20 protein-coding genes are annotated in these 21938 nt (G+C 39.4%); 13 read left to right on the forward strand and 7 right to left on the reverse strand.

Features of this window, described 5'->3' with window-relative positions:
• Positions 1-42: 42 nt before the first annotated feature.
• Positions 43-1743, reverse strand: coding sequence for a glutamine--tRNA ligase/YqeY domain fusion protein (locus C1A06_RS08190; RefSeq protein WP_101689772.1), 1701 nt, complete (start codon positions 1741-1743; stop codon positions 43-45).
• Between the two features lie 27 nt (positions 1744-1770).
• Positions 1771-2037, reverse strand: coding sequence for a hypothetical protein (locus C1A06_RS08195; RefSeq protein ID WP_101689773.1), 267 nt, complete (start codon positions 2035-2037; stop codon positions 1771-1773).
• A gap of 66 nt (positions 2038-2103) precedes the next feature.
• Here C1A06_RS08195 and C1A06_RS08200 point away from each other — a divergent pair, with 66 nt between their 5' ends.
• The 5 genes from C1A06_RS08200 (at position 2104) to galE (ending at position 4947) form a co-directional block, all read left to right on the forward strand.
• Positions 2104-2583, forward strand: a complete 480-nt coding sequence (locus tag C1A06_RS08200) for a macro domain-containing protein (protein WP_101689774.1) — start codon at positions 2104-2106, stop codon at positions 2581-2583.
• A 193-nt stretch (positions 2584-2776) separates the two neighbouring features.
• Positions 2777-3223 (forward strand): hypothetical protein, encoded by a 447-nt coding sequence (locus C1A06_RS08205; RefSeq protein ID WP_101689775.1) that lies wholly within the window; start codon positions 2777-2779, stop codon positions 3221-3223.
• Positions 3204-3479 carry a hypothetical protein gene (locus C1A06_RS08210; RefSeq protein ID WP_101689776.1) on the forward strand — a complete coding sequence of 92 codons (276 nt, stop codon included), beginning with the start codon at positions 3204-3206 and terminating at the stop codon, positions 3477-3479. The genes C1A06_RS08205 and C1A06_RS08210 overlap by 20 nt, the downstream gene beginning before the upstream one ends.
• Position 3480: 1 nt before the next feature.
• A complete protein-coding gene (locus C1A06_RS08215) occupies positions 3481-3723 on the forward strand; it encodes a DUF7336 domain-containing protein (protein ID WP_101689777.1) in 243 nt (80 codons plus the stop codon).
• A gap of 189 nt (positions 3724-3912) precedes the next feature.
• Positions 3913-4947 (forward strand): UDP-glucose 4-epimerase GalE, encoded by a 1035-nt coding sequence (galE, locus tag C1A06_RS08220; protein WP_101689778.1) that lies wholly within the window; start codon positions 3913-3915, stop codon positions 4945-4947.
• A 69-nt stretch (positions 4948-5016) separates the two neighbouring features.
• Here the strand turns inward: galE and C1A06_RS08225 are convergent, their stop codons facing one another.
• Positions 5017-5361: a hypothetical protein gene (locus C1A06_RS08225; protein WP_145996367.1), complete on the reverse strand. Its 345-nt coding sequence runs from the start codon at positions 5359-5361 to the stop codon at positions 5017-5019.
• A 158-nt stretch (positions 5362-5519) separates the two neighbouring features.
• The gene (locus tag C1A06_RS08230) at positions 5520-6104 is read right to left on the reverse strand and encodes a ComEA family DNA-binding protein (RefSeq protein ID WP_101689780.1); all 585 of its coding nucleotides are present in this window, start codon (positions 6102-6104) and stop codon (positions 5520-5522) included.
• A gap of 117 nt (positions 6105-6221) precedes the next feature.
• Between C1A06_RS08230 and C1A06_RS08235 the strand changes: the two genes are divergently transcribed.
• The 8 genes from C1A06_RS08235 to C1A06_RS08270 all read left to right on the forward strand — a co-directional run bounded on the left by C1A06_RS08235 (position 6222) and on the right by C1A06_RS08270 (position 18638).
• Positions 6222-8228: a protein-disulfide reductase DsbD family protein gene (locus tag C1A06_RS08235; RefSeq protein ID WP_101689781.1), complete on the forward strand. Its 2007-nt coding sequence runs from the start codon at positions 6222-6224 to the stop codon at positions 8226-8228.
• Between the two features lie 13 nt (positions 8229-8241).
• The gene (locus C1A06_RS08240; RefSeq protein ID WP_101689782.1) at positions 8242-9534 is read left to right on the forward strand and encodes an L-cysteine desulfidase family protein; all 1293 of its coding nucleotides are present in this window, start codon (positions 8242-8244) and stop codon (positions 9532-9534) included.
• Positions 9535-9540: 6 nt separating this feature from the next.
• On the forward strand, positions 9541-10335 hold the full coding sequence (mazG, locus tag C1A06_RS08245) for a nucleoside triphosphate pyrophosphohydrolase (protein WP_101689783.1): 795 nt from the start codon (positions 9541-9543) through the stop codon (positions 10333-10335).
• A gap of 262 nt (positions 10336-10597) precedes the next feature.
• A complete protein-coding gene (locus tag C1A06_RS08250; RefSeq protein WP_101689784.1) occupies positions 10598-12646 on the forward strand; it encodes a tetratricopeptide repeat protein in 2049 nt (682 codons plus the stop codon).
• 93 nt (positions 12647-12739) lie between these two features.
• Positions 12740-14860, forward strand: coding sequence for a glycoside hydrolase family 97 protein (locus C1A06_RS08255; RefSeq protein ID WP_101689785.1), 2121 nt, complete (start codon positions 12740-12742; stop codon positions 14858-14860).
• Positions 14861-14868: 8 nt separating this feature from the next.
• Entirely contained in the window at positions 14869-16905 is a 2037-nt protein-coding gene (locus C1A06_RS08260; protein WP_101689786.1) for a kojibiose hydrolase, read from the forward strand.
• Positions 16906-17031: 126 nt separating this feature from the next.
• Positions 17032-17913 (forward strand): bifunctional methylenetetrahydrofolate dehydrogenase/methenyltetrahydrofolate cyclohydrolase FolD, encoded by an 882-nt coding sequence (gene folD / locus C1A06_RS08265; protein WP_101689787.1) that lies wholly within the window; start codon positions 17032-17034, stop codon positions 17911-17913.
• On the forward strand, positions 17910-18638 hold the full coding sequence (locus C1A06_RS08270; protein WP_101689788.1) for a phosphodiester glycosidase family protein: 729 nt from the start codon (positions 17910-17912) through the stop codon (positions 18636-18638). Before folD ends, C1A06_RS08270 begins: the two co-directional genes overlap by 4 nt.
• A 2-nt stretch (positions 18639-18640) precedes the next feature.
• Here the strand turns inward: C1A06_RS08270 and C1A06_RS08275 are convergent, their stop codons facing one another.
• From C1A06_RS08275 to C1A06_RS08285, 3 genes are all read right to left on the reverse strand, one after another.
• Complete coding sequence (locus C1A06_RS08275) at positions 18641-19102, reverse strand: hypothetical protein (RefSeq protein ID WP_101689789.1); 462 nt, start codon at positions 19100-19102, stop codon at positions 18641-18643.
• 16 nt (positions 19103-19118) lie between these two features.
• Positions 19119-19898: a tRNA threonylcarbamoyladenosine dehydratase gene (locus C1A06_RS08280; RefSeq protein WP_185116832.1), complete on the reverse strand. Its 780-nt coding sequence runs from the start codon at positions 19896-19898 to the stop codon at positions 19119-19121.
• A gap of 103 nt (positions 19899-20001) precedes the next feature.
• A complete protein-coding gene (locus C1A06_RS08285) occupies positions 20002-21936 on the reverse strand; it encodes an NAD(+) synthase (RefSeq protein ID WP_101689791.1) in 1935 nt (644 codons plus the stop codon).
• Positions 21937-21938: the final 2 nt, after the last annotated feature.

The raw sequence follows: 21938 nt of genomic DNA on the forward strand, positions 1-21938 counted from the left end.
ACGAAATCCGGACTTTATACTTTATTCTATAAATATAGAAATTTATTGTCCTTTCTTCTGCTCTTTACTCCAAGAATCCTTCAGACCGACAGTCTTGTTGAATACCAGATTTTGAGGAGTTGAATCATAATCGACACAGAAATACCCAATACGCTGGAATTGGAATTTATCGAGAGGTTTAGCATCTTTCAAGAAAGGCTCAACCTTACAATTTTTCAACACAGTTAACGAATTAGGGTTCATCATGTCGTGGAAATCTGCATCTTTATCTGCCGAAGTATCTTCGACAGCAAACAGACGATCGTAAACGCGAACTTCGGCATCCAAGCAATCTTCAGTAGATACCCAATGGATTGTTCCTTTCACTTTGCGTCCGCTATCAGGCATACCGCTACGAGTCTGAGAATCGTATTCAGCATACACTTCAACAACATTTCCCGCGTCGTCATACTTACAGCCTGTACACTTTACAATATAAGCATTTTTCAGACGAACCTCGTTACCCGGAGTCAGGCGGAAGTACTTCTTAGGAGCATTCTCCATGAAATCATCTCTTTCGATATATAGCTCGCGAGAGAATAGGAGTTCACGAGTTCCTGCCGATTCATCTTCCGGATTGTTTATAGCGGTTAGCTTTTCGGTTTTTCCTTCCGGATAGTTAGTCAACACCAATTTAACCGGATCGAGAACTGCCGATACACGTGTTGTGTGTTTATTCAGATCTTCGCGAACTGCGAATTCCAACAAACCTACATCTATCAACCCATCGTATTTTGTATATCCAATCTTATCGATAAATCCTTTTACAGCCTCCGGTGTATAACCGCGACGACGATATCCGCAGATAGTAGGCATACGCGGGTCATCCCACCCTGCGACCAATCCTTCTTTCACCAATTGAAGCAGCTTGCGCTTACTCATCACTGTATAAGTCAGATTCAAGCGATTGAACTCGTACTGACGAGGACGATAATCATCGGATTTCAGCCAATCGATGAACAAATCGTAAAGCGGGCGATGCACTTCGAATTCGAGCGTACAAAGAGAGTGTGTAACCCCTTCGAAATAGTCGGATTGTCCATGTGCGAAGTCGTACATCGGATATACTTTCCATGTAGTACCAGTACGATGATGCGGATGGTAAATAATACGATAGATGATAGGGTCGCGCATGTGCATATTTGACGAAGCCATATCTATCTTGGCACGCAACACCATCGAGCCTTCTTCGAATTCACCCTGACTCATTCTCATGAACAGATCAAGGTTCTCTTCAATAGGACGATCGCGAAACGGGCTGTTTTCTCCAGCTTGCGTAGGCGTACCTTTTTGTTTAGCAATAATTTCAGCCGATTGTTCATCGACATAAGCTTTTCCTTCTTTGATCAACTGAACAGCAAAATCGAATAACTGTTGGAAATAATCGGAAGCATAATAGATATTCGCCCAATCGAATCCCAACCATTTGATATCTTCCTGAATAGAATCAACATATTCTACGTCTTCTTTTACAGGATTGGTATCATCAAATCGAAGGTTACAAATTCCATTGTATTTTTGGGCAATACCAAAGTCCATACAAATAGCTTTTGCATGACCAATATGCAAATAACCGTTTGGCTCGGGTGGGAAACGAGTCTGTACCCGTCCTCCATTTACTCCTTCTTTCAAGTCTTTTTCAACGGCTACCTCTATGAAATTGAGGCTGCGTTTTACTTCTTCGTTATTCGAATTTTCGCACATAATTTTATATATTGCTTTATTTATTTTTTATTTCTGAGGAGCTATTGTTTTCTCTCTATAATATTCATTATAGGCTTTCACAAAAGCTTCATAATTATCTGTATTTCTGTACTTAGCTTCTATCTCTCTATATTCTTTATAACGCTCCTCGGCTTTCTTCAGATTTCCTTCTCGGGTATATTCCAACGATTCGGCCACAAGAGTAGCTGCATCTTTAGCATCAGATTTGACTGATGAACAAGAACTTAAAAACGATGAGAATGCTAGAAAAGCAATACTTAAATATTTATTCATATACAATACAAAATAATCAGACAAAGGTAATTAAAATGAACTATATTTGAAACAGAAACACACAATATGAAAGAAATAACATACTTAAAAGGTGACGCTACTCAGCCGCAAGCATCGGGGAACAAAATCATAGCACATATATGTAACGATATCGGCGGATGGGGAAAAGGTTTTGTATTGGCCATATCCCGAAGATGGGCGGAACCAGAGAAAGCCTACCGCGAATGGTACAACAATCGCTTGAGCGAAAGCTTCGAACTAGGAGATATACAAATCGTACAAGCCGAAAATGAAATATATGTAGCAAACATGATAGCTCAGCACGGGATAATACCGACACGCGAAACCGGAGCACCTATCCGCTACGAAGCGGTAAATGATTGTCTAGAAAAACTCCATACAGAAGCTAAAAAGCTCGATGCGAGTGTGCATATGCCGCGTATCGGTTGCGGACTTGCGGGCGGGACATGGGATCGGATAGAACCGATTATCCTAAAAACATTATCAGAGAACGACATTGCTGTTTATGTTTACGATTTTGGATAGAATCATAATGATCAATTTTCTCGATCTTTATCTATACTAAAAAGCGTTCATTGATAAAATTGGGAAAGGAGTATATATCGAAAAAATATAAAAAAATCTGTACACAAGTGTCACTTTTTAAGGAATCCAAAACGACGTAGCATAGACAAATGATCTTCTTCAATCGCAAAAAAAACAAATAAAACACTACTATATGAAAACACATCTATTTATATATCTCATAATTTGCAGTATTAGCATATCTGCACAACAAAAACAAGACCCGATATTCTATGTAAAAAACATAGAGCTAATCGAAGGGTATTATTACATCGATATAACGAAAAATGACTCTACCCTATTTGTTCTATCGAAAAAGAAAGATCCATCAAACTTCAAGTGCACTGGCGAAAAGATAGAAATCGGAAAATCTTATTATTTCGATATTATTGAGCCTGAAAACGACACTGACACCTCTAGTAGAATTCAACCACTGGAGGGTGTAATGAACAAACTAGATATACATTACGTAGCAGCAACTGATCCTGACACTAAAAAAGATATATACTTAATAAACAAACCTCACCGAATGGTGTTTGTGAAAAATCTAATAGACTTGTATCTAATTCCAGCAACTAAGGATGAAAAAGAAAACAAATAAAATTACTCTACCAATAAGGCTTTCTGCCACAGAAAAAATAATTTATATCGTAGATTTCGTAAACCCAATTGACGATGACCACGATCAATACATAATGATTGGCATATTTTCGTCAGAAACAAAAGCAAAAGAAGCTATTGATACACTTTTGCTTAAACCTAGTTTCATCAATTACACAAAAGAAAATTTCATCATAGGCCCTACTCTTATTAACCAAATGGCATGGAGTAGTGGTTTTACTACAATTAAATATTAAAATGGGAAATTACATTTATTACGTTACACACAAATACCTTGCAGCAGACGAAGCCTTTGAAATGAAAGCCATAGGAGCTTTTTCATCTGAAGAAAGTGCAAATCAGGCAATCAACATCTCGTTCAATCTAAAAGGTTTCAAGAAGCATCCTCGCAAATGTTACAATATTGAAATATTTGAAGTTGATGATATTTCCAGATGGGAGAACGGGTTAAATAAAGATGATCTAATCACAATTAAATAACCAAATCTTTATCTATAACAGAAAGGATTTTTGGTAAAGCTAAATGAATAAACGATTAAATACGACAAAAATCTGTACACAAGTGTTACTTTTTATAAAATATGTTAAAGCATGACTAGTTAACTATCAAGAGTCAAGCAATCAGTGAAAAGTTGTGTAAATTTGCAATTCACTTAAACATTCTAAAACATGAAGGGTAAAATTCTCGTTACCGGTGGAACTGGATATATCGGTTCTCACACTGCTGTTGAACTACAAAATGCTGGATACGAAGTAGTCATCATCGATAATCTATCAAATTCGACAGCCGATTCAATCGACGGTATTGAACGCATCACAGGCAAAAGACCAATTTTCGAACAACTGGATTGTAACGATTACGAAGGTTTAAAAAACCTTTTCACAAAACACACTGACATCAAAGGCATTATCCACTTTGCGGCAAGCAAAGCTGTAGGCGAATCGGTTCAAAAACCGCTATTGTACTACCGCAACAATTTAGTATCGCTTATTAACTTACTCGAACTGATGCCTCAATACAATATTCCAAACATTGTATTCTCATCATCTTGTACAGTTTACGGCGAACCCGACATGAATCCGATCGACGAAACAGCACCCATCAAACCAGCTGAATCTCCATACGGAAACACAAAACAGATCAACGAAGAAATTATTCAAGATACAGTTAAATCAGGTGCTCCTATCAAGAGTATCATTCTACGCTACTTCAACCCGATAGGCGCACATCCGACTGCCGAACTAGGCGAGCTTCCTAACGGAGTTCCTCAAAACCTTGTTCCATATATCACTCAAACAGCTATTGGTATCCGCGAGCAGCTGAGCGTATTTGGCGACGACTACAACACACCTGACGGATCATGTATCCGTGACTTCATCAATGTCGTTGACTTGGCAAAAGCTCACGTTGTTGCAATCGACAGAATGGTGGGTAATAAATCGGACGAGAAAGTTGAAATCTTCAACCTTGGTACTGGAAACGGAGTTTCAGTTCTTGAACTGATCCGCGTATTCGAAAAAGTATCCGGCGAGAAACTGAATTACAAGATCGTTGGTCGCCGTGTAGGTGATATCGAGAAAATCTGGGCTGAACCAAAACATGCAAATGAAGTTCTTGGTTGGAAAGCTGTTGAGAATATCGAAGACACAATGGCTTCTGCTTGGAAATGGCAACTTAAACTTCGCGAGAAAGGAATCATGTAATTCCACTCAAGAAATACTAAATAGAAAATGGCTGCAATCGTGATTGCAGCCATCTTTATCTAAAACATATTACTTTCCGAACAATCCGCCTAGCTTTCCAAGCATATCGCCCAGGCCACTATCTTTGCTATCACCGCCGGCTAACGATCCAATGATGGAACCAAGATCAAGACCTCCTTTTCCATCCGCGCCCAGTTTGCTTCCCACGGCACTGATTACCATCGGCAGAACAGCCGCAATCAAACTTTTTGCTACACCCGAATTCAAACCAACTTTCTCGGTCAATGAGGTTACAACAGAATCTTGGATACTATCCAAAATAGCATTACCACCACCTTTTCCAGAAAGCAGTTCGCCTAAACCGGATGCATTACTTGTAAAACCTTGAACAATGGCATCAGTTGCCGTTTCCACAGTTTTACTCTTCTTATCAGCAGGTATTTCAGCATTACCATTAACGGCTTCGCCGGTAACGCTCTTAACAATGTCTAAAATTTCGTTCAACATAATTTGTGCTTGTACTTTTAGTTTAACATATACTTATACAGGATTATATCCATATCTGAATGAACTTATTGAAAAGATAAATAAGGCTCTAACCTTTCGATATCCTGAGAGGTAAACTCTTCCAGCAAATATAATCTTTTTATGCTGGTTAGATTCTTTTTCCTCTTCGATAAATCAAGAACAATCTTGACTTGGTCTTTGTTCAGATAAGGATGTCTGATCAAATCGCCATAATCTGAATGATTAACCCGAAGTTTTTGAGGGACTCCACTTACAATAAAGTATGGACGTATTTTTTCGAACAACACATCATCTATTCCCCACACTTCTTTCAACTGATCAACATTAACATATCCGCCAAGTTGATCTCTATATTTCACGATCCGAACAGCATAAGAAGAACCTATACCGGGAACACGTTTAAGCGTAGTCGTATCTGAAAGATTCAAGTCTACAACTTCTCCTACAGCCATTTTTGAAGACTTAACCGAATCCATTTTCAGACTATATTCATCATATACAATTGGCGAACTTACACTATGATTATATACATAGATATACACCAGAATACTGACAACAATAAGAACGAGAAGCAATAGAATTGCATTCTTGTCTCTTCGATCAAAGTAGAAGTAGTTTTTCCAACTCATTTAACGAACTTTATCAATATTTGAAAAACGTTCTTAAATCAAATAAATATAGTATAAATATAAAACAACTTTCTTAACTTTATGCGCAATTTATCAATTATACCACTTATTTTACATATGAAAAAGAGTTTAATTCTCGCATTTTTTTTATCATTCCTGACATTTTGCTTAAATGCAAACCCCATTAAATGGACGTTTAAAATAGAGGACAAAGGAGCCGGAGAGGTTGAACTTGTAGCCATTGCTACAATTGATGCCGGATGGTATATGTACGATTCCGAAGTTCCCGACGGAGGACCTAATGCGACATCGATTTCTTTTGACGAAATAAAAGGAGCTACATCTATAGGCGACTTAAAATTCACACCAGAGAATCACAAAGTCGGATATGACCAGTTATTCGAAATGAATGTCGGCAAATTCGAAAGAAAAGCAACATTCTATCAACGACTAAAAGTTACAGACAAAGCTGCGTTCTCCCTTAAAGGAGACTTCCGCGCTCAAGCATGTAACGAAGGTGAATGTACCCCTCCACTTCCTACCGAGTTTGCTTTTTCAAGCAAAGATTTACCTGCAACACTGCAAGTGGCTGCATCTACGACAGAAGGAGTTACGACAGATGCAAATACCGCTCAGGCAGATTCGATTGTTGCAACTGAAACCGCTCCAGTAATAGCAACAACTGATCTTTGGGCTCCGGTAATTCAGGAAGTTAAGGCTTACGGCGCAGCAGGCGATACATCCAACCAGTCTTATTGGTATATATTCATTTCTGGTTTTATCTTTGGTTTTGTAGCTTTACTTATGCCATGTATATGGCCAATGATACCAATGACGGTTAGTTTCTTCTTGAAACGAAACAAAAATAATAAGTCTAAGGCCATACGCGAAGCGATGACTTACGGGCTCGGCATAATCATTATATATGTAGGATTGGGAATCATAATAACGGCTATATTTGGAGCCAGTGCTCTGAATGAATTGGCTACGAGTGCCGTTTTCAATCTGATATTCTTTGCAATGCTTTTAGTATTTGGTATCTCGTTCCTAGGTGCATTCGAAATGACACTTCCTGCATCGTGGACTAACAAGATGGACAGCAAAGCAGAGTCAACAACCGGAGTGCTGAGCATATTCTTCATGGCATTTACTCTTGCTTTGGTATCATTTTCTTGTACTGGTCCACTTATCGGCAACTTACTAGTAGATGCTGCCAGCACGGGCGCAGTCATAGCTCCAGCATTGGGTATGTTCGGATTCGCATTGGCTCTAGCAATACCGTTCTCTCTATTTGCTATATTCCCTTCTTGGCTACAAAGTATGCCTAAATCGGGTGGATGGCTGAATTCTGTAAAGGTAGTTTTAGGATTCTTGGAACTTGCACTTGCGCTGAAATTCTTGTCTGTTGCCGACTTAGCTTACGGATGGAGAATTCTAGATCGTGAAGTATTCCTAGTATTATGGATCATCATCTTCGCTCTATTAGGACTATATTTACTTGGCAAGCTTAAATTTGCACATGACAGTGACCTGAAATCAGTTTCTGTTACACGCCTATTTTTGGCTATAGCATCTCTATCGTTTGCTACATATATGGTTCCTGGATTATGGGGTGCTCCGCTAAAATCAATTAGTGCATTCTCGCCCCCTCTATGGACTCAAGATTTCAACTTGTACAAAGGCGAAGTTCATGCTAAGTTTGACGATTACGAAGCAGGTATGAAGTACGCTAAAGACAACAACAAACCGGTTATCATCGACTTTTCGGGATATGGCTGTGTTAACTGCCGTAAAATGGAAGCATCGGTATGGACTGACGCTCGTGTGAAAGGCATACTTGAAAATGACTACGTATTAATCACACTAATGGTGGATGATAAAGCACGTCTTCCGGAAGTGCTGGAAGTAACTGAAGAAAACGGTAAAACTTCGAAACTAAAAACCATAGGAGACAAATGGAGTTATCTGCAACGTCACAAGTTCGGAACAAACTCTCAGCCATACTATGTACTTCTCGACAACGATGGAAAACCAGTAGGTCCATCTTATGCTTACGATGAAGATGTCGACAAATATATCGATTTCCTTAAGTCGGGATTAGTGAACTACAAAAAGCAACAATAAAATTAGAATTGCTATGATAGACAAAGCCGAAAGAGAGCAGATCATTGCTCTTATCAAACGTGAAGTTGTACCTGCTATCGGATGTACTGAACCGATTGCTGTTGCTCTGTGCGTAGCGAAGGCTAGCGAAATCTTAGGCAAGCTTCCCGAAAAAATAGAAGTACTGCTTAGTGCTAATATTTTGAAAAATGCCATGGGAGTCGGAATTCCCGGTACTGGCATGATAGGTCTGCCGATAGCAGTAGCCCTTGGTGCTTTGATTGGCAAATCAGAATATCAATTGGAAGTCCTGAAAGATGCAACTTCGGACGATGTCGAAAAAGGAAAGCAAATGATTGACAACAAGATTATCTCCATTCTGCTGAAAGAAGACATATCCGAAAAACTATATATTGAAGCTAAAGTTTCTAATGGTTCAGATTCTGTTAAAGCAATAATATCCGGTGAGCATACTAATTTCGTTTATCTGGAGAAGAATAACGAAATCCTATTAGACAAGCAGGTTTCAACGTCGAGCGAAGATCCTGAAAGCGATACCCCGAAACTCTCGATGCGCAAGGTATATGATTTTGCGATGGAAGCCCCGCTTGAGGAAATCGAGTTTATGCTCGAATCGGGGCAAATGAACAAACAAGCTGCATTGCAATCCCTGAAAGGTTATTACGGACATGGTCTTGGAAGAATCCTCTCGGAAGGGACTGAGCAAAAAATCATCGGAAAGAATACTTTTTCCAGCATACTATCATATACATCTGCTGCTTGCGATGCACGAATGGCCGGCGCAATGATACCAGTCATGAGTAATTCGGGTAGCGGTAATCAAGGAATATCAGCGACCGTACCGGTAGTTGTATTCGCTGAAGAAAATAATTGTAGCCGCGAGCAGCTTATCCGGGCATTAACACTAAGTAACCTTGCTGTAATTTATATCAAAGAAAGTCTTGGACGCTTGTCTGCTCTTTGTGGATGCGTGGTAGCGTCAACCGGCTCGAGCTGTGGGATTACCTACCTCATGGGAGGAGAATATAAGGAAGTATGCTTTGCTGTCAAAAACATGATAGCAAATCTTACGGGTATGATATGCGATGGAGCTAAACCGAGCTGTGCTTTGAAAGTAACGAGTGGAACATCCACTTCGCTTCTGTCGGCTATGATGGCTATGGAGCAAAGATATGTGACTTCTGTAGAAGGAATCATAGACGACGACGTAGATCAGTGCATATTGAATCTAACTCGTATTGGATCACAAGGGATGAATGAAACGGATAAATTAGTGCTTGATATAATGACCCATAAATGCGGGTAAAAAACAATGAGTTCGAAACAAGAAAAAATGGAAGCATTCGGGCGATTGCTCGATGTAATGGATGAATTAAGAGTAAAATGTCCGTGGGATGCCAAGCAAACTAACGAAAGTTTACGTACAAATACCATAGAAGAAACTTTCGAATTATGCGAAGCTCTTATACAAGGAGATGATAACGAAATAAGCAAAGAATTAGGAGATGTACTTTTACACATCGTATTCTACTCTAAGATAGGGGAGGAGAAAGGAACTTTCGACATCAAAGATGTATGTAATCGCATCTGCGACAAACTCATTTTCCGCCACCCTCACGTTTTCGGCGACGCAACCGCAAATACTGCCGGTGAAGTTGAAAAGTCGTGGGAACAAATTAAGTTAAAGGAAAAAGGAGGCAATAAAACTGTACTTGAAGGTGTACCAGCTTCACTCCCTTCGATACCAAAAGCACATCGTATACAAGATAAGGTTCGCAACGTTGGATTCGACTGGGCTAAACGCGAAGATGTATGGGATAAAGTATCTGAAGAATTTACCGAGTTGAAAAACGAAATTTCATCGATGAATTCGGATAAAATGGAAGCAGAATTTGGAGACTTGTTCTTCAGCCTCATTAATGCAGCCCGTCTATACAAAATAAATCCGGACAACGCACTGGAAAGGACAAATTTGAAATTCATCAGAAGATTCAACTATATTGAGCAACAAGCCAAAGAACGCGGATTAAATCTGAAAGATATGACTCTGGCAGAAATGGACAAATTTTGGAACGAAGCCAAAGAACTGGAAAATGATAATAATTAAAAAGGGATTATCAAGTAACTAGTTTTTGAATTTACAGTTTCACTACATCTTGCATCCAATACTGTTTTTCGCGCGATAGATCTGGAACGAAATAATTTATAGCTATGTCCTATTGGCATAGCTATATTTATTATAAAAGTTATTAAAAACGCGTATCTAAAGTGTATTTTTTCTATAAAAGGCAGACATTGTTACACTTTGAAATTTAGTTTTAATATATTTGCCAAAACAATTTTTCCAACACATAAAATAAAGCCGGCGTGTGAAAAAGATCGTCCTTTTGCTTATTCTGTGCATTTCAAGTATTTGTTCCGTTGCCCAAATCAATACCGACAGGGTTTTGAGAAACGGACGCAACTCATTATATTTTGAAGATTACGTACTGGCAATCCAGTATTTCAATCTTGTCATCCGTTCAAAACCCCATCTTGCTGAACCTTATTATTTCAGAGCAATAGCTAAATATTGCCTTGACGATTATGGCGGAGCCGAAAGCGACTGCACGCTTGCGCTCGAACGCAATCCATACATGAATAATGCCTTTATACTTCGTGCTGATGCACGCCAACGCCAAGAGAATTACGATAATGCGTTAGCCGACTATCGCGAAGGGCTAAAAGAACAACCTAACAATAAGATGGTTATCTTAAATGTAGCCATTATAGAAACTCAACAGAAGAACTTCGAAGAAGCAGAGAAAACGTTAAATAATTTACTCGGCGGACACACACAATTCATTGAAGGTTATCTGGTTCGTGGTATGATGTACCAAGAAAAAGGAGATACTATCAAAGCTTTCGAGGATTACGACAAAGCCATAGAGATTGACAAATACATGCCAAACTCGTATTCTATACGAGGGTTGCTGAATTACGCAACTCATCAATATGACAAAGCTTTAGCCGACTTCGATGAGGCCATAAAACTAGATCCACTCCAAACAGGTAACTACATCAATCGCGGATTGGTAAAATATTCGATGAATGATCTACGTGGAGCAATGGCAGATTACGACAAAGTAATTAACCAGGATCCTAACAACCTGATTGCGAGATTTAACCGAGGGTTGCTTCGTGCTCAGGTAGGAGATAACAACAATGCCATAGAAGACTTCAATATGGTTCTGACATTCGAGCCAAGCAATTATATGGCATACTACAACCGCGCAATATTGAGACATAATATAGCCGACAATAAAGGAGCTATAGCCGACTTGGATGTCGTCCTGAAAGAATATCCTGAGTTCTATCAAGGATTTTATTTCCGTTCGATGATCAAACGCGCACAAAACGATATTGCCGGAGCAAATAGAGATGTTGATTATGCTCGTGCTAAAGAAAAAGAGCTTGTAAAAGACATAAAATCGGGAAAAGAGCAAGACGAAAAAACTCGTGAAAAATCGGACAAAAACATTGACAAGTTCAACCTACTAGTTGTTGCGGACAAAGAGGAAGAGAGCAAATCGAAGTTCAACAGCCAAACACGTGGACGCGTACAAGATCGCAAGGTTAATATCAACCCTGAACCACGATTCGTGATAAGTTACTACGAAAAGATGATCGACTCGCGCCAATATGTACATTTCAGCCAACAGATTGATGCAGAAAACAAGAAGGATATCTATTCTCGTAAATTACGCATAACAAACAGTGAAGCTGCACTGAATGAAATACAGATCGAAAGTCACTTCAACTCAATCTCAGACTACTCTCAGAAAATAGCAGAGAACCCAAGTAATGCAGATTTATATTTTGCTCGTGGACTAGATTACATGCTAGTTCAAGACTTCGAAAATGCGCTTATTGATCTTGAAAAAGCAATCGCATTAAATCCGAAACATCTGCTTGCCTATTTCTGCCAAGCTGTGGTATTAGAAAAACAAATAGAGCTGAAAGAGACGAATGATTACCCGGGAAGAGACAATCAAGAAACTACGAAAGCACAAGAAACAGCTCAAACAATTGCTACTGCGACACTAATGAATCCGAACAAATTAGATTATGATAAGGTCGTAAGAAGCTATAATAAGGTTATAGAACTAGATCCTACTTTTATATATGCATATTACAATCGTGCCGGTATTCGCTTCAAACAACAAGATTACAAATCGGCAATCTTGGATTACAACGAGGCAATACGCATTTCGAATGAAAGATCTAATGTATTTGCCGAAGCTCTCTACAACAGAGGCCTTGCCCGCTTCCATATGAAAGATTATGAGCGAGCATTGGATGACATGCGTAAAGCCGGCGAACGAGGTATCGTGGAGGCATACAGCATTATAAAACGAATGACAGAACCAACGAGATAGACCCGTTGACAAAAAAATACAACTAAATATTCCTACTCTTCTCATTCATACCTGAATGAAGAGTAGGACTGTAAATATTAATGTACAACAAACATGAAAAGCAAGATTCACACTGCACTACTATTTATTTTATTAGCATTTTTCACATCAAGCAGCATCAACGCTCAGGAGCTTAAGTCTCCAAATGGAAATCTTATTCTTAGTTTTTCTCTAAATCAAGCAAATGCTCCAATCTACGAATTATCGTATAAGGGAAAGTCTGTAATACAAGAAAGTAAGATGGGCTTTCTTATCAACACTCCCACCCCATTTAGCGAATCGTTTGTGATAGAAAAAACAGAGTTTTCAGCAATGGACCAAATATGGAAACCAGTATTGGGAGAGCAGAGCGAAATACGAGATCATTACAATGAGATGTTCGTTGCACTAAAACAGAAAAATACTGGATACAGACTAAATATTCGTTTCCGCTTATTCGACGACGGATTAGGGTTCAGATACGAATTCCCAACTCAAGAACATTTACGCCACTTTACAATCAGAGAAGAAATTACTCAATTTAATCTGGCAGGAGATCACAAAGCTTTCTGGATTCCGGCAGACTATGATACGAATGAGTTTCAAACGACTGTATCAAAGCTTTCTGAAGTAGCAAAACTTATCGACAAAGTTCGCGAAGAACCACTGGCAGCAAAAGCTCCAAGCTCGAAATTAGGTGTACAAACACCTTTAATGATGAAATCGGATGATGGATTATATATCAACATACACGAAGCTGCACTTGTAGATTATTCGGCAATGCATCTCAGCCTCGATGATGAAAATTTCTGCCTGCAGGCAGACCTTACCCCAAGCAAATTGCAAAACGATAATAAAGTATTTATGCAAACGGGTAAAACTACACCTTGGCGTACAATAATTGTCAGCGACGATGCAAGAAACATTCTAGCATCAAAACTAATATTGAATCTTAACGAGCCTTGCGCTCTGGCTGATGTATCATGGATTAAACCGACAAAATATATCGGTGTTTGGTGGGAATACTTTACCGGAGGCGGATCTACATGGTCGTATACTGATAATCAAGATATAATTATAGGCAAAACCGATTATACAAAACTTAAGCCTCATGGTCGTCACGGAGCCAATAATGAACACGTGAAGAAATATATTGACTTTGCAGCAAAACATGGATTTGACGCAGTCCTTGTAGAAGGTTGGAATGAAGGCTGGGAAGACAATGCAGCATACGTAAAAGAAGACATCTATAGCTTCACAAAAGCATATCCCGATTTCGATGTAGCAGCACTGAATAAATACGCTGCCGATAAAGGAGTGAAAATCATAATGCATCACGAGACAACATCTTCAGTAAGTGCTTACGAAAGACAACTGGAAGATGCTTTCGCCTTCATGCAAAAATATGGATACAATGCCGTTAAAACAGGATACGTAGGCGGTATCATTCCTCGCAGTGAGCATCACGACGGGCAATGGATGGTAAATCATTACCTACACGTAGCGAAACGGGCTGCCGACTATAAAATAATGGTAAACTCGCACGAAGCAGTAAGACCAACGGGATTGTCAAGAACATATCCGAACTGGGTAGCTCAAGAATCTGCCAGAGGAACAGAGTTTGAATCGTTCAATGGAAATACACCAGAACATACTACAATACTACCATTCACTCGTCTGATGGGTGGTGCGATGGATTACACTCCGGGTATCTTCGAAGGAGATCTTTCGGTATATGGATCGAATCAAGGGAAGCTTAGTTCGACTTTAGTCAAACAGCTTGCATTATACGTAACGATGTACAGCCCACTACAGATGGCTGCCGATTTGATAGAGAATTACGAACGCTTCCCTGACGCATTCCAATTCATCAAAGATGTAGCTGCTGATTGGGATAATACATATATCCTGGAAGCTGAACCGGGTGATTATATCACTATTGCCCGTAAGGCGAAGGGCAAAGACGAATGGTTTGTTGGAGGTATAACCGATGAAAATGCGCGTGAAGCAATTGTAGATTTCAGTTTCTTACCCAAAGGCAAGAAATTTGAGGCGACAATCTATGCAGATGGTAAAGATGCTGATTGGCAAAGCAATCCTAAAAGCTATACTATTTACAGTAAAACTGTAGACAGCAAGACCAAACTTAAACTAAAACTGGCTCGTAGTGGCGGTGTAGCTATCAGCATTAAATAAATAATACAATGAAAAGGTTATCTATTCTTCTCGGATTCATTTCGCTTTTCGGTATGCTTAATCTTAAAGCTCAAGATCCTTGGATCATTCAAGCCGACAAGATTGATGCACAGAATTACTACGGCATATCTGTTTCAAATGGGGTGATAGGTGTGGTTTCATCCCCTACCCCATTACGAGTGAAAGAAGTAATCTTGGCAGGAGTATACGATCAATATGGACGAGGTAGGACGAGCAATTTTCTCCCAAGTTTCAATCTTCTCGATCTCAAACTTACTATAGACTGGGAAGATATCAGTATCAATAATATATCGAATTACAAACAACAGCTGGATATGCAAACAAGTATATTCAGCGGTTCGTTCGACTTCAAAGATATAGCGAGTGTGGAATATTCGTACTGTGCATTACGCCATTTGCCACACAATACGATGTTATCCGTAAAAGTAACTTCGAGAAAGAAAGATATTCATATCGTAGCCGAAAACGTATTGCAGACACCTGCGGCGTTGCGTGACGATCAGCATTTTTATAACGAGATCAATCCTTCGCATGCATATATTCCTCTGCTAACTTCGAAAGCAAAGAGTCCATCTGGGAAAATAGATATTGTTGCTTCCAACACATTCCTATTCGAAGAAGAGCATGGCAACCAGCCAAAGGTGATGTACGAAATGCGTGACTCGGATTCTCATTTGATGAAGTTTGTTAAACGAATAGAAGCAAACGGAGTATATTCATTTTCTCTTGTAGGAACGCTTATATCTTCCGAACAAGTAAATGATCCATACAACCAAGCAGAACGCCTTGCCATTTATGCAAATCTACAAGGTAAAAAAAGCCTTATGAAGAATCACAAGCAGGCATGGGCTAAGCTTTGGGAAAGTGACGTCACAATAGAGGGTGATCCTCAAGCGCAGCAAGATGTGCATAATATGCTTTATCACTTGTATTCGTTTACACGTGAAGGCTCGAAATATCCCTTATCACCGATGGGACTAAGTGGTACCGGATATAATGGACATGTATTTTGGGATACCGAGATATTCATGTTTCCACCTTTGCTCTATCTGCAGCCCAAGATTGCACAAGGGCTTATTGAATATCGTTTCGACAGATTGGGAGCAGCAAAACGCAATGCATCATCTTATGGTTACCAAGGAGCTATGTTCCCATGGGAAAGTGCTATGAGCGGAGAAGAGGAATGTCCGGTATGGGCCCTATCTGGGACATACGAACATCATATAACGGGAGATATTGCTTTTGCCGCATGGCAATATTATCTGGTTACCCAAGATAAAACTTGGCTCGAAGAGAAAGGCTGGCCAATACTACAAGGAACTGCTGACTTCTGGGTAAGCCGTGTTGTAGAGAATCAAGGAAAATATGAAATACGAAACGTTGTTTGTGCCGATGAATGGGCCGAAAATGTAGATAATAATGCTTACACAAATGCTATTGCAAAGCTAAATCTTGAGTATGCAGCAGAGTGCGCCAAACTTTTGAATTATCCAATCAATGACAAATGGCTTACCATAGCGAAGAATCTTGTTTTCTCGAAAATGGAGAATGGCGTTACACGCGAACACGACTCTTACGATGGACAGAATATCAAGCAGGCGGATGTTAATCTGTTGACATATCCACTGAAAGTCATTACAGACAAAAATCAAATTAAGAAAGACCTGGAATACTACATATCGAAAGTTCCGCCGACAAATACACCGGCAATGACCAAATCGATATTTTCTACAATATACAGCCGTCTAGGTGATTCGGAAAATGCATATAAACTTTTCAAAGAATCGTATGAGCCAAATCTGCTACCGCCATTCAGAGTTATGGCAGAAATGCAAGGGAGTACCAATCCTTATTTCATAACCGGAGCTGGAGGAGTTCTGCAATCTATAATCATGGGATTCGGAGGAATTGATATAGATTCTAAAGGAGATATCAACCAGTTAAAAACAGTTCTTCCTTCACAATGGACTAAACTGGAAATTAAAGGAGTAGGCAAAGATAAAAAGACTTACATTGTACGATAAATGAGTAGATCTTCAAACCTGTTTTTCTGACTATTTTTATAGCGTCTGACTCCCTTAAAGTTGAAGATTCTATCTTAAAAATAGTATCTTTACAACACATTACACATAACCCTTAAAGATTCTAACATGCAACTAATAGATGGTAAAGCCATATCGGCACAAATCAAAAAAGAGATAGCTGAAGAAGTAGCCAATATAAAAACTGCAGGTGGTAAAACTCCGCATCTGGCAGCAGTACTTGTCGGCCATGATGGTGGAAGTGAGACCTATGTAGCAAGCAAAGTTCGTACTTGCGAAGAAGTGGGATTCAAATCTACACTTATCCGTTACGAAGAAAATGTAAGTGAAGAAGAACTACTAAAATGCGTAGATCAACTAAACAATGATCCTGATGTAGATGGATTTATCGTGCAACTACCATTACCTAAACATATTTCAGAACAAAAAGTGATCGAAGCAATTGATTACCGCAAAGATGTAGACGGATTTCATCCGATCAACGTTGGACGCATGTCTATTGGCTTACCATGCTTCGTATCGGCAACCCCCGCAGGTATCATTGAATTATTGAAAAGATATAATATCCCTACGCAAGGAAAAAACTGCGTTGTACTCGGCAGAAGTAACATTGTAGGAAAACCCGTTGCCAGCCTCATGATGCAAAAAGGCTATCCGGGCGATGCAACTGTAACTGTTTGCCACAGCCGTACGCCAAACATCAAAGAGATATGCCAGCAAGCCGATATAATAATTGCTGCTTTAGGCTCTCCTGAATTCCTAAAAGGCGACATGGTCAAAGATGGAGTCGTTGTAATAGACGTAGGTACTACACGTGTAGCTTCATCTGAAACCAAATCGGGATTCAAGCTTAAAGGCGACGTTGCTTTCGACGAAGTTGCACCTAAGGCTTCGTACATTACTCCAGTACCAGGCGGTGTAGGGCCCATGACAATTATCTCGCTGATGCGTAATACATTATTAGCCGGTAAAAAAGAAATCTACAAATGAAACTCCATCAAATAATTTTCTTAGCCGGATATATCTTTTTATCCGGCTTTATTTTTTCGTCATGCCAACGGGAAAGTCTTTCGGATAAAGTAGTGAGTTATACAGTCAACCCCAAAAAGCAAGATCTGGAATTCTTTTTGAAAAACGATAGCACAAAACGTATCGGTTCGATACAGAATCTGAAAGATTATGTCAACTCTAAAGGCAAGGAATTGGATTTTGCAATGAATGCAGGAATGTTTCACTACGATTATGCCCCTGTAGGATTACTTATACTGGATCATGAAGAAATCTCCCCTATTAACAAGAGAAAAGCCCACGGCAATTTCTACTTGCAGCCCAATGGAATATTTTACATCACAGATTATAAGTCAGCAGAGATATACCAAACGAGAGACTTTACATACAATTCGCGCATTAGATTTGCGACACAATCAGGTCCGATGCTTGTGATTGATGGTGAAATACATCCTGATTTTGATAAAGAATCAGATAATTTCTATGTCCGTAATGGTGTTGGAATATTGCCGAATGGTGAAATTTTATTCGCAATTTCCAAGAAAAGAATGCGTTTATATGACTTTGCCTTATTCTTTAAAGAAAAGGGCTGCAGAAATGCGCTCTATCTTGATGGACACATATCGCGAGCATACATTCCATCTGAGAATTGGGTACAACTTGACGGCAACTTTGCTGCTATGATTGCCGTTACCAGATCCAAATAAATTTAATCGTTCTTATAAGGTATATTCTTGTGTTCACACACTTCCAGCACTTTATTTTTCACATTCTTCAGATCGGCATACAATAAGCCCGACATATCCATCTTCTGCTGTTTCTGCCCGCCATCCAGCGAAAAAACCAAATAGCTGATACCAACATTTACTCCGGATACGCGACTCCACTCTATGACGAATTTCTGATTACCCATTTCCATATTGATCTCAGAATTATTTATTACCAATAAATTTTTCTTCCGATTTGAGATTATTGTCACTGCTAATACCAATAAGGCAATAACAATATAAGCAATGGAAATAGGTACAAGAATCGAATCGCTTGCGCTACTCTTTTCACGTATAAGTATAAAACACGCATATAAAAAGAATGCTACACATGTTACCAAATACAATAAATAACTGAATTTGGATTTATGTTTGCTTCCGTAATCTACAATCAATTCGTTCATAATATGAGTTTTTAAATTATTCTTTTATAATATCGTGGATAACCAAACTCGCCAGATGCAATCCAAACATAGCTGTTACATGCACCATAGTTCCGTTGATTTGTGCTTTCTTCGTATCCCAAGTATGGTTAGCCAAATTTGGGTCGCCTGGTGCATCATCCGAACCCGCAGCTTTTGATGGAACACTCACTTGCCCTTTATTATCCAAAAGTTCATCGCTGTATACACATTTAAATTTCTTGGCAGGCAGATCTCCTTTTTTCAATTTGCGACGCAATGCAGCACCAAGAGGACAACCTTTTACTTTCCAGAACTCGGCTACCCGGATACGTAACGGATCCATTTTCAAAGCTGCACCCATCGACGAAAAGAACGTAGCACTTGTACGTGTTGCTGTACGAATCAAATGTACTTTATGTTCAAGACTATCGATAGCATCAATAATATAATCATACGAATTCAGATTGAAACTATCACTCACCTCGGCACTATAAATAGTCTGCATAGCTGTGATTTCAGCATCCGGATTGATAGACAACAAACGAGCTTTCAACACCTCAACTTTTACTTGTCCCACCGTATGAGTGGTTGCCAACAGCTGGCGATTAATATTTGAAGTAACAACTCGATCCGAATCTACAATTGTCAGATGTTTAATTCCCGATCTCACAAGGCTCTCGGCGCACCAACTTCCTACTCCACCAACACCAAAGAGGATAACACGCTTACCGCCTATTTTAGATAAAGCTTCTGAACCAATCAGCAGCTCGGTACGCATGAATATATCTTTTTCCATAATTATTCTTAGTTTGTCAATTTATTCTCGATCTCAATTTCAGAGGCCGAAAATAAAAAAATATCCCTTGATATAAAATCAATTTGACAGCTCAATTCAAATTTTAACGTTCCAGCTCTTCAATCTCTTTCATCCAGGCAGCATATGAAGCATCGCTTGGCATACGCCAATTGGCGCGCGGAGAAAGGCTTACCGAAACAACTTTAGGCCCATCGGGCATACACGAACGCTTGAATTGTTGTGTAAAGAATCTTCGGAAGAAAACTTTCATCCATTTCAAGATTTCTTTATCAGAAAATTCGTTTTTAAAAGCATAGCGTGCCAGATAGAATATTTTTGATGGAGTAAAACCATATTTTAAGGCATAATATAAGAAGAAATCGTGCAATACGTATGGTCCAACAACATCTTCTGTAACTTGTACCAATTCTCCATTCTCGGTTGTAGGCAATAGTTCCGGACTTACCGGCGTATCAACAACATCTTTCAAAATTGCCTGCAACTCTGCATCTCCATAATTTTCGGATGCCCATCGTACCACAGCTTGCACCAATGTTTTTGGTATTCCGGCATTTACACCATACATCGCCATATGATCACCATTATACGTACACCATCCCAGAGCTAATTCAGACAAGTCGCCGGTTCCGATAACCATTCCATTGATGCGATTAGCATAATCCATCAAAATCTGAGTACGCTCGCGTGCTTGACTATTTTCGTATGTCACATCGTGCACTTTCGGATCATGACCAATATCTTCGAAGTGTTGCAACACCGATTTTGCAATCGATATTTCTTTGACAGTAATACCAAGCATCTCCATCAGTTTGATGCTATTATTATAGGTACGGCCAGTCGTTCCGAATCCGGGCATCGTGATTCCTACAATATTATCGCGGCTCAAGCCAAGCTTATCGTAAGTCTTAACAACCGAAAGCAGAGCCAGAGTAGAATCCAGACCTCCCGAAACTCCAATAACAGATTTTGTTACTCCGGCATGAGTCAATCGTTTAGCTAATCCCTCAGCTTGAATTTCCAAAATATCCTCAAAATACTCAGAAGAAGCGCCCCCGCTTGCAATAAAAGGATATGTCTCAACCACGCGATCAAGATCGAATACTTTATCTTCAGACTCAATGTTTATATGACGATACTGCAAGTTAAAGAAGCCTTTATATTCTAATGTTGAAAATGATTTATTCTTCAGTCTTTCATGGCGAATTAGATCAACATCAATGTCTGCAGTTATCAACTGATTCTCATGGCACATTCTAGTACCTTCGCTCAGGATATCTCCGTTCTCGGCTATAATCGTATGTCCAGAGAAAACACCATCGGTAGTAGATTCACCAAATCCAGACGATGTATATACATAAGCACCCATACAACGAGACGATTGCTGACTTACCAAATTTCGGCGATATACAGTTTTACCTGTTACCTCGTTACTAGCCGAAAGATTAAAAATAATTTCGGCTCCATGCAATGAATGGAAACATGATGGTGGAATAGCAGTCCACAAGTCTTCACATATCTCGATAGCAAAGCTGAACGTAGGTGTATCGAATACAATATCAGCGCCGATAGGTACTTCTTGCCCCAAAAGAGTCATTGTGCTCCTATTCAATTCGGCAGCTGGCGAAAACCATCTTTTCTCGTAAAACTCATTATAGTTCGGTATAAAAGTCTTAGGTACAATTCCTTTAATCTTACCTCTGTGTATAACTACTGCTACATTATATAGCTGACTATCTACTTCGAGAGGCATACCTATGATGATAATTGGTGACACTTTGTGAGAATGTACGTAGATTCGCTCCAACGATTCGACTGCCGAATTCAACAGTGTATGTTGCAGGAATAAATCAGCTGCAGTATGCGCTGTCAGCGAGTTCTCGGTGAAAAGTACTGCAGCAGCAGACTGTTTTTCAGCTTCGTCAACCATGCTGATAATAGTATCCGTATTGAACTCACAATCTGCTATTTTAACGATCGGGCTAGCTGCCGCAACACGCACAAATCCATAATTTTTCATAG

The sequence above is a fragment of the Dysgonomonas massiliensis genome (genome assembly GCF_900240225.1).
GTDB classification, from domain to species: domain Bacteria; phylum Bacteroidota; class Bacteroidia; order Bacteroidales; family Dysgonomonadaceae; genus Dysgonomonas; species Dysgonomonas massiliensis.

Coding starts and splice junctions, on each gene's coding strand:
- C1A06_RS08200 (WP_101689774.1), top strand. CDS start 2,104: ATGAAAGAAATAACATACTTAAAAGGTGACGCTACTCAGCCGCAAGCA.
- C1A06_RS08260 (WP_101689786.1), top strand. CDS start 14,869: ATGAAAAGGTTATCTATTCTTCTCGGATTCATTTCGCTTTTCGGTATG.
- C1A06_RS08195 (WP_101689773.1), bottom strand. CDS start 2,037: ATGAATAAATATTTAAGTATTGCTTTTCTAGCATTCTCATCGTTTTTA.
- C1A06_RS08210 (WP_101689776.1), top strand. CDS start 3,204: ATGAAAAAGAAAACAAATAAAATTACTCTACCAATAAGGCTTTCTGCC.
- C1A06_RS08270 (WP_101689788.1), top strand. CDS start 17,910: ATGAAACTCCATCAAATAATTTTCTTAGCCGGATATATCTTTTTATCC.
- C1A06_RS08255 (WP_101689785.1), top strand. CDS start 12,740: ATGAAAAGCAAGATTCACACTGCACTACTATTTATTTTATTAGCATTT.
- C1A06_RS08190 (WP_101689772.1), bottom strand. CDS start 1,743: ATGTGCGAAAATTCGAATAACGAAGAAGTAAAACGCAGCCTCAATTTC.
- C1A06_RS08205 (WP_101689775.1), top strand. CDS start 2,777: ATGAAAACACATCTATTTATATATCTCATAATTTGCAGTATTAGCATA.
- folD (WP_101689787.1), top strand. CDS start 17,032: ATGCAACTAATAGATGGTAAAGCCATATCGGCACAAATCAAAAAAGAG.
- C1A06_RS08240 (WP_101689782.1), top strand. CDS start 8,242: ATGATAGACAAAGCCGAAAGAGAGCAGATCATTGCTCTTATCAAACGT.
- C1A06_RS08215 (WP_101689777.1), top strand. CDS start 3,481: ATGGGAAATTACATTTATTACGTTACACACAAATACCTTGCAGCAGAC.
- C1A06_RS08275 (WP_101689789.1), bottom strand. CDS start 19,102: ATGAACGAATTGATTGTAGATTACGGAAGCAAACATAAATCCAAATTC.
- mazG (WP_101689783.1), top strand. CDS start 9,541: ATGAGTTCGAAACAAGAAAAAATGGAAGCATTCGGGCGATTGCTCGAT.
- C1A06_RS08280 (WP_185116832.1), bottom strand. CDS start 19,898: ATGGAAAAAGATATATTCATGCGTACCGAGCTGCTGATTGGTTCAGAA.
- C1A06_RS08285 (WP_101689791.1), bottom strand. CDS start 21,936: ATGAAAAATTATGGATTTGTGCGTGTTGCGGCAGCTAGCCCGATCGTT.
- C1A06_RS08230 (WP_101689780.1), bottom strand. CDS start 6,104: ATGAGTTGGAAAAACTACTTCTACTTTGATCGAAGAGACAAGAATGCA.
- C1A06_RS08235 (WP_101689781.1), top strand. CDS start 6,222: ATGAAAAAGAGTTTAATTCTCGCATTTTTTTTATCATTCCTGACATTT.
- galE (WP_101689778.1), top strand. CDS start 3,913: ATGAAGGGTAAAATTCTCGTTACCGGTGGAACTGGATATATCGGTTCT.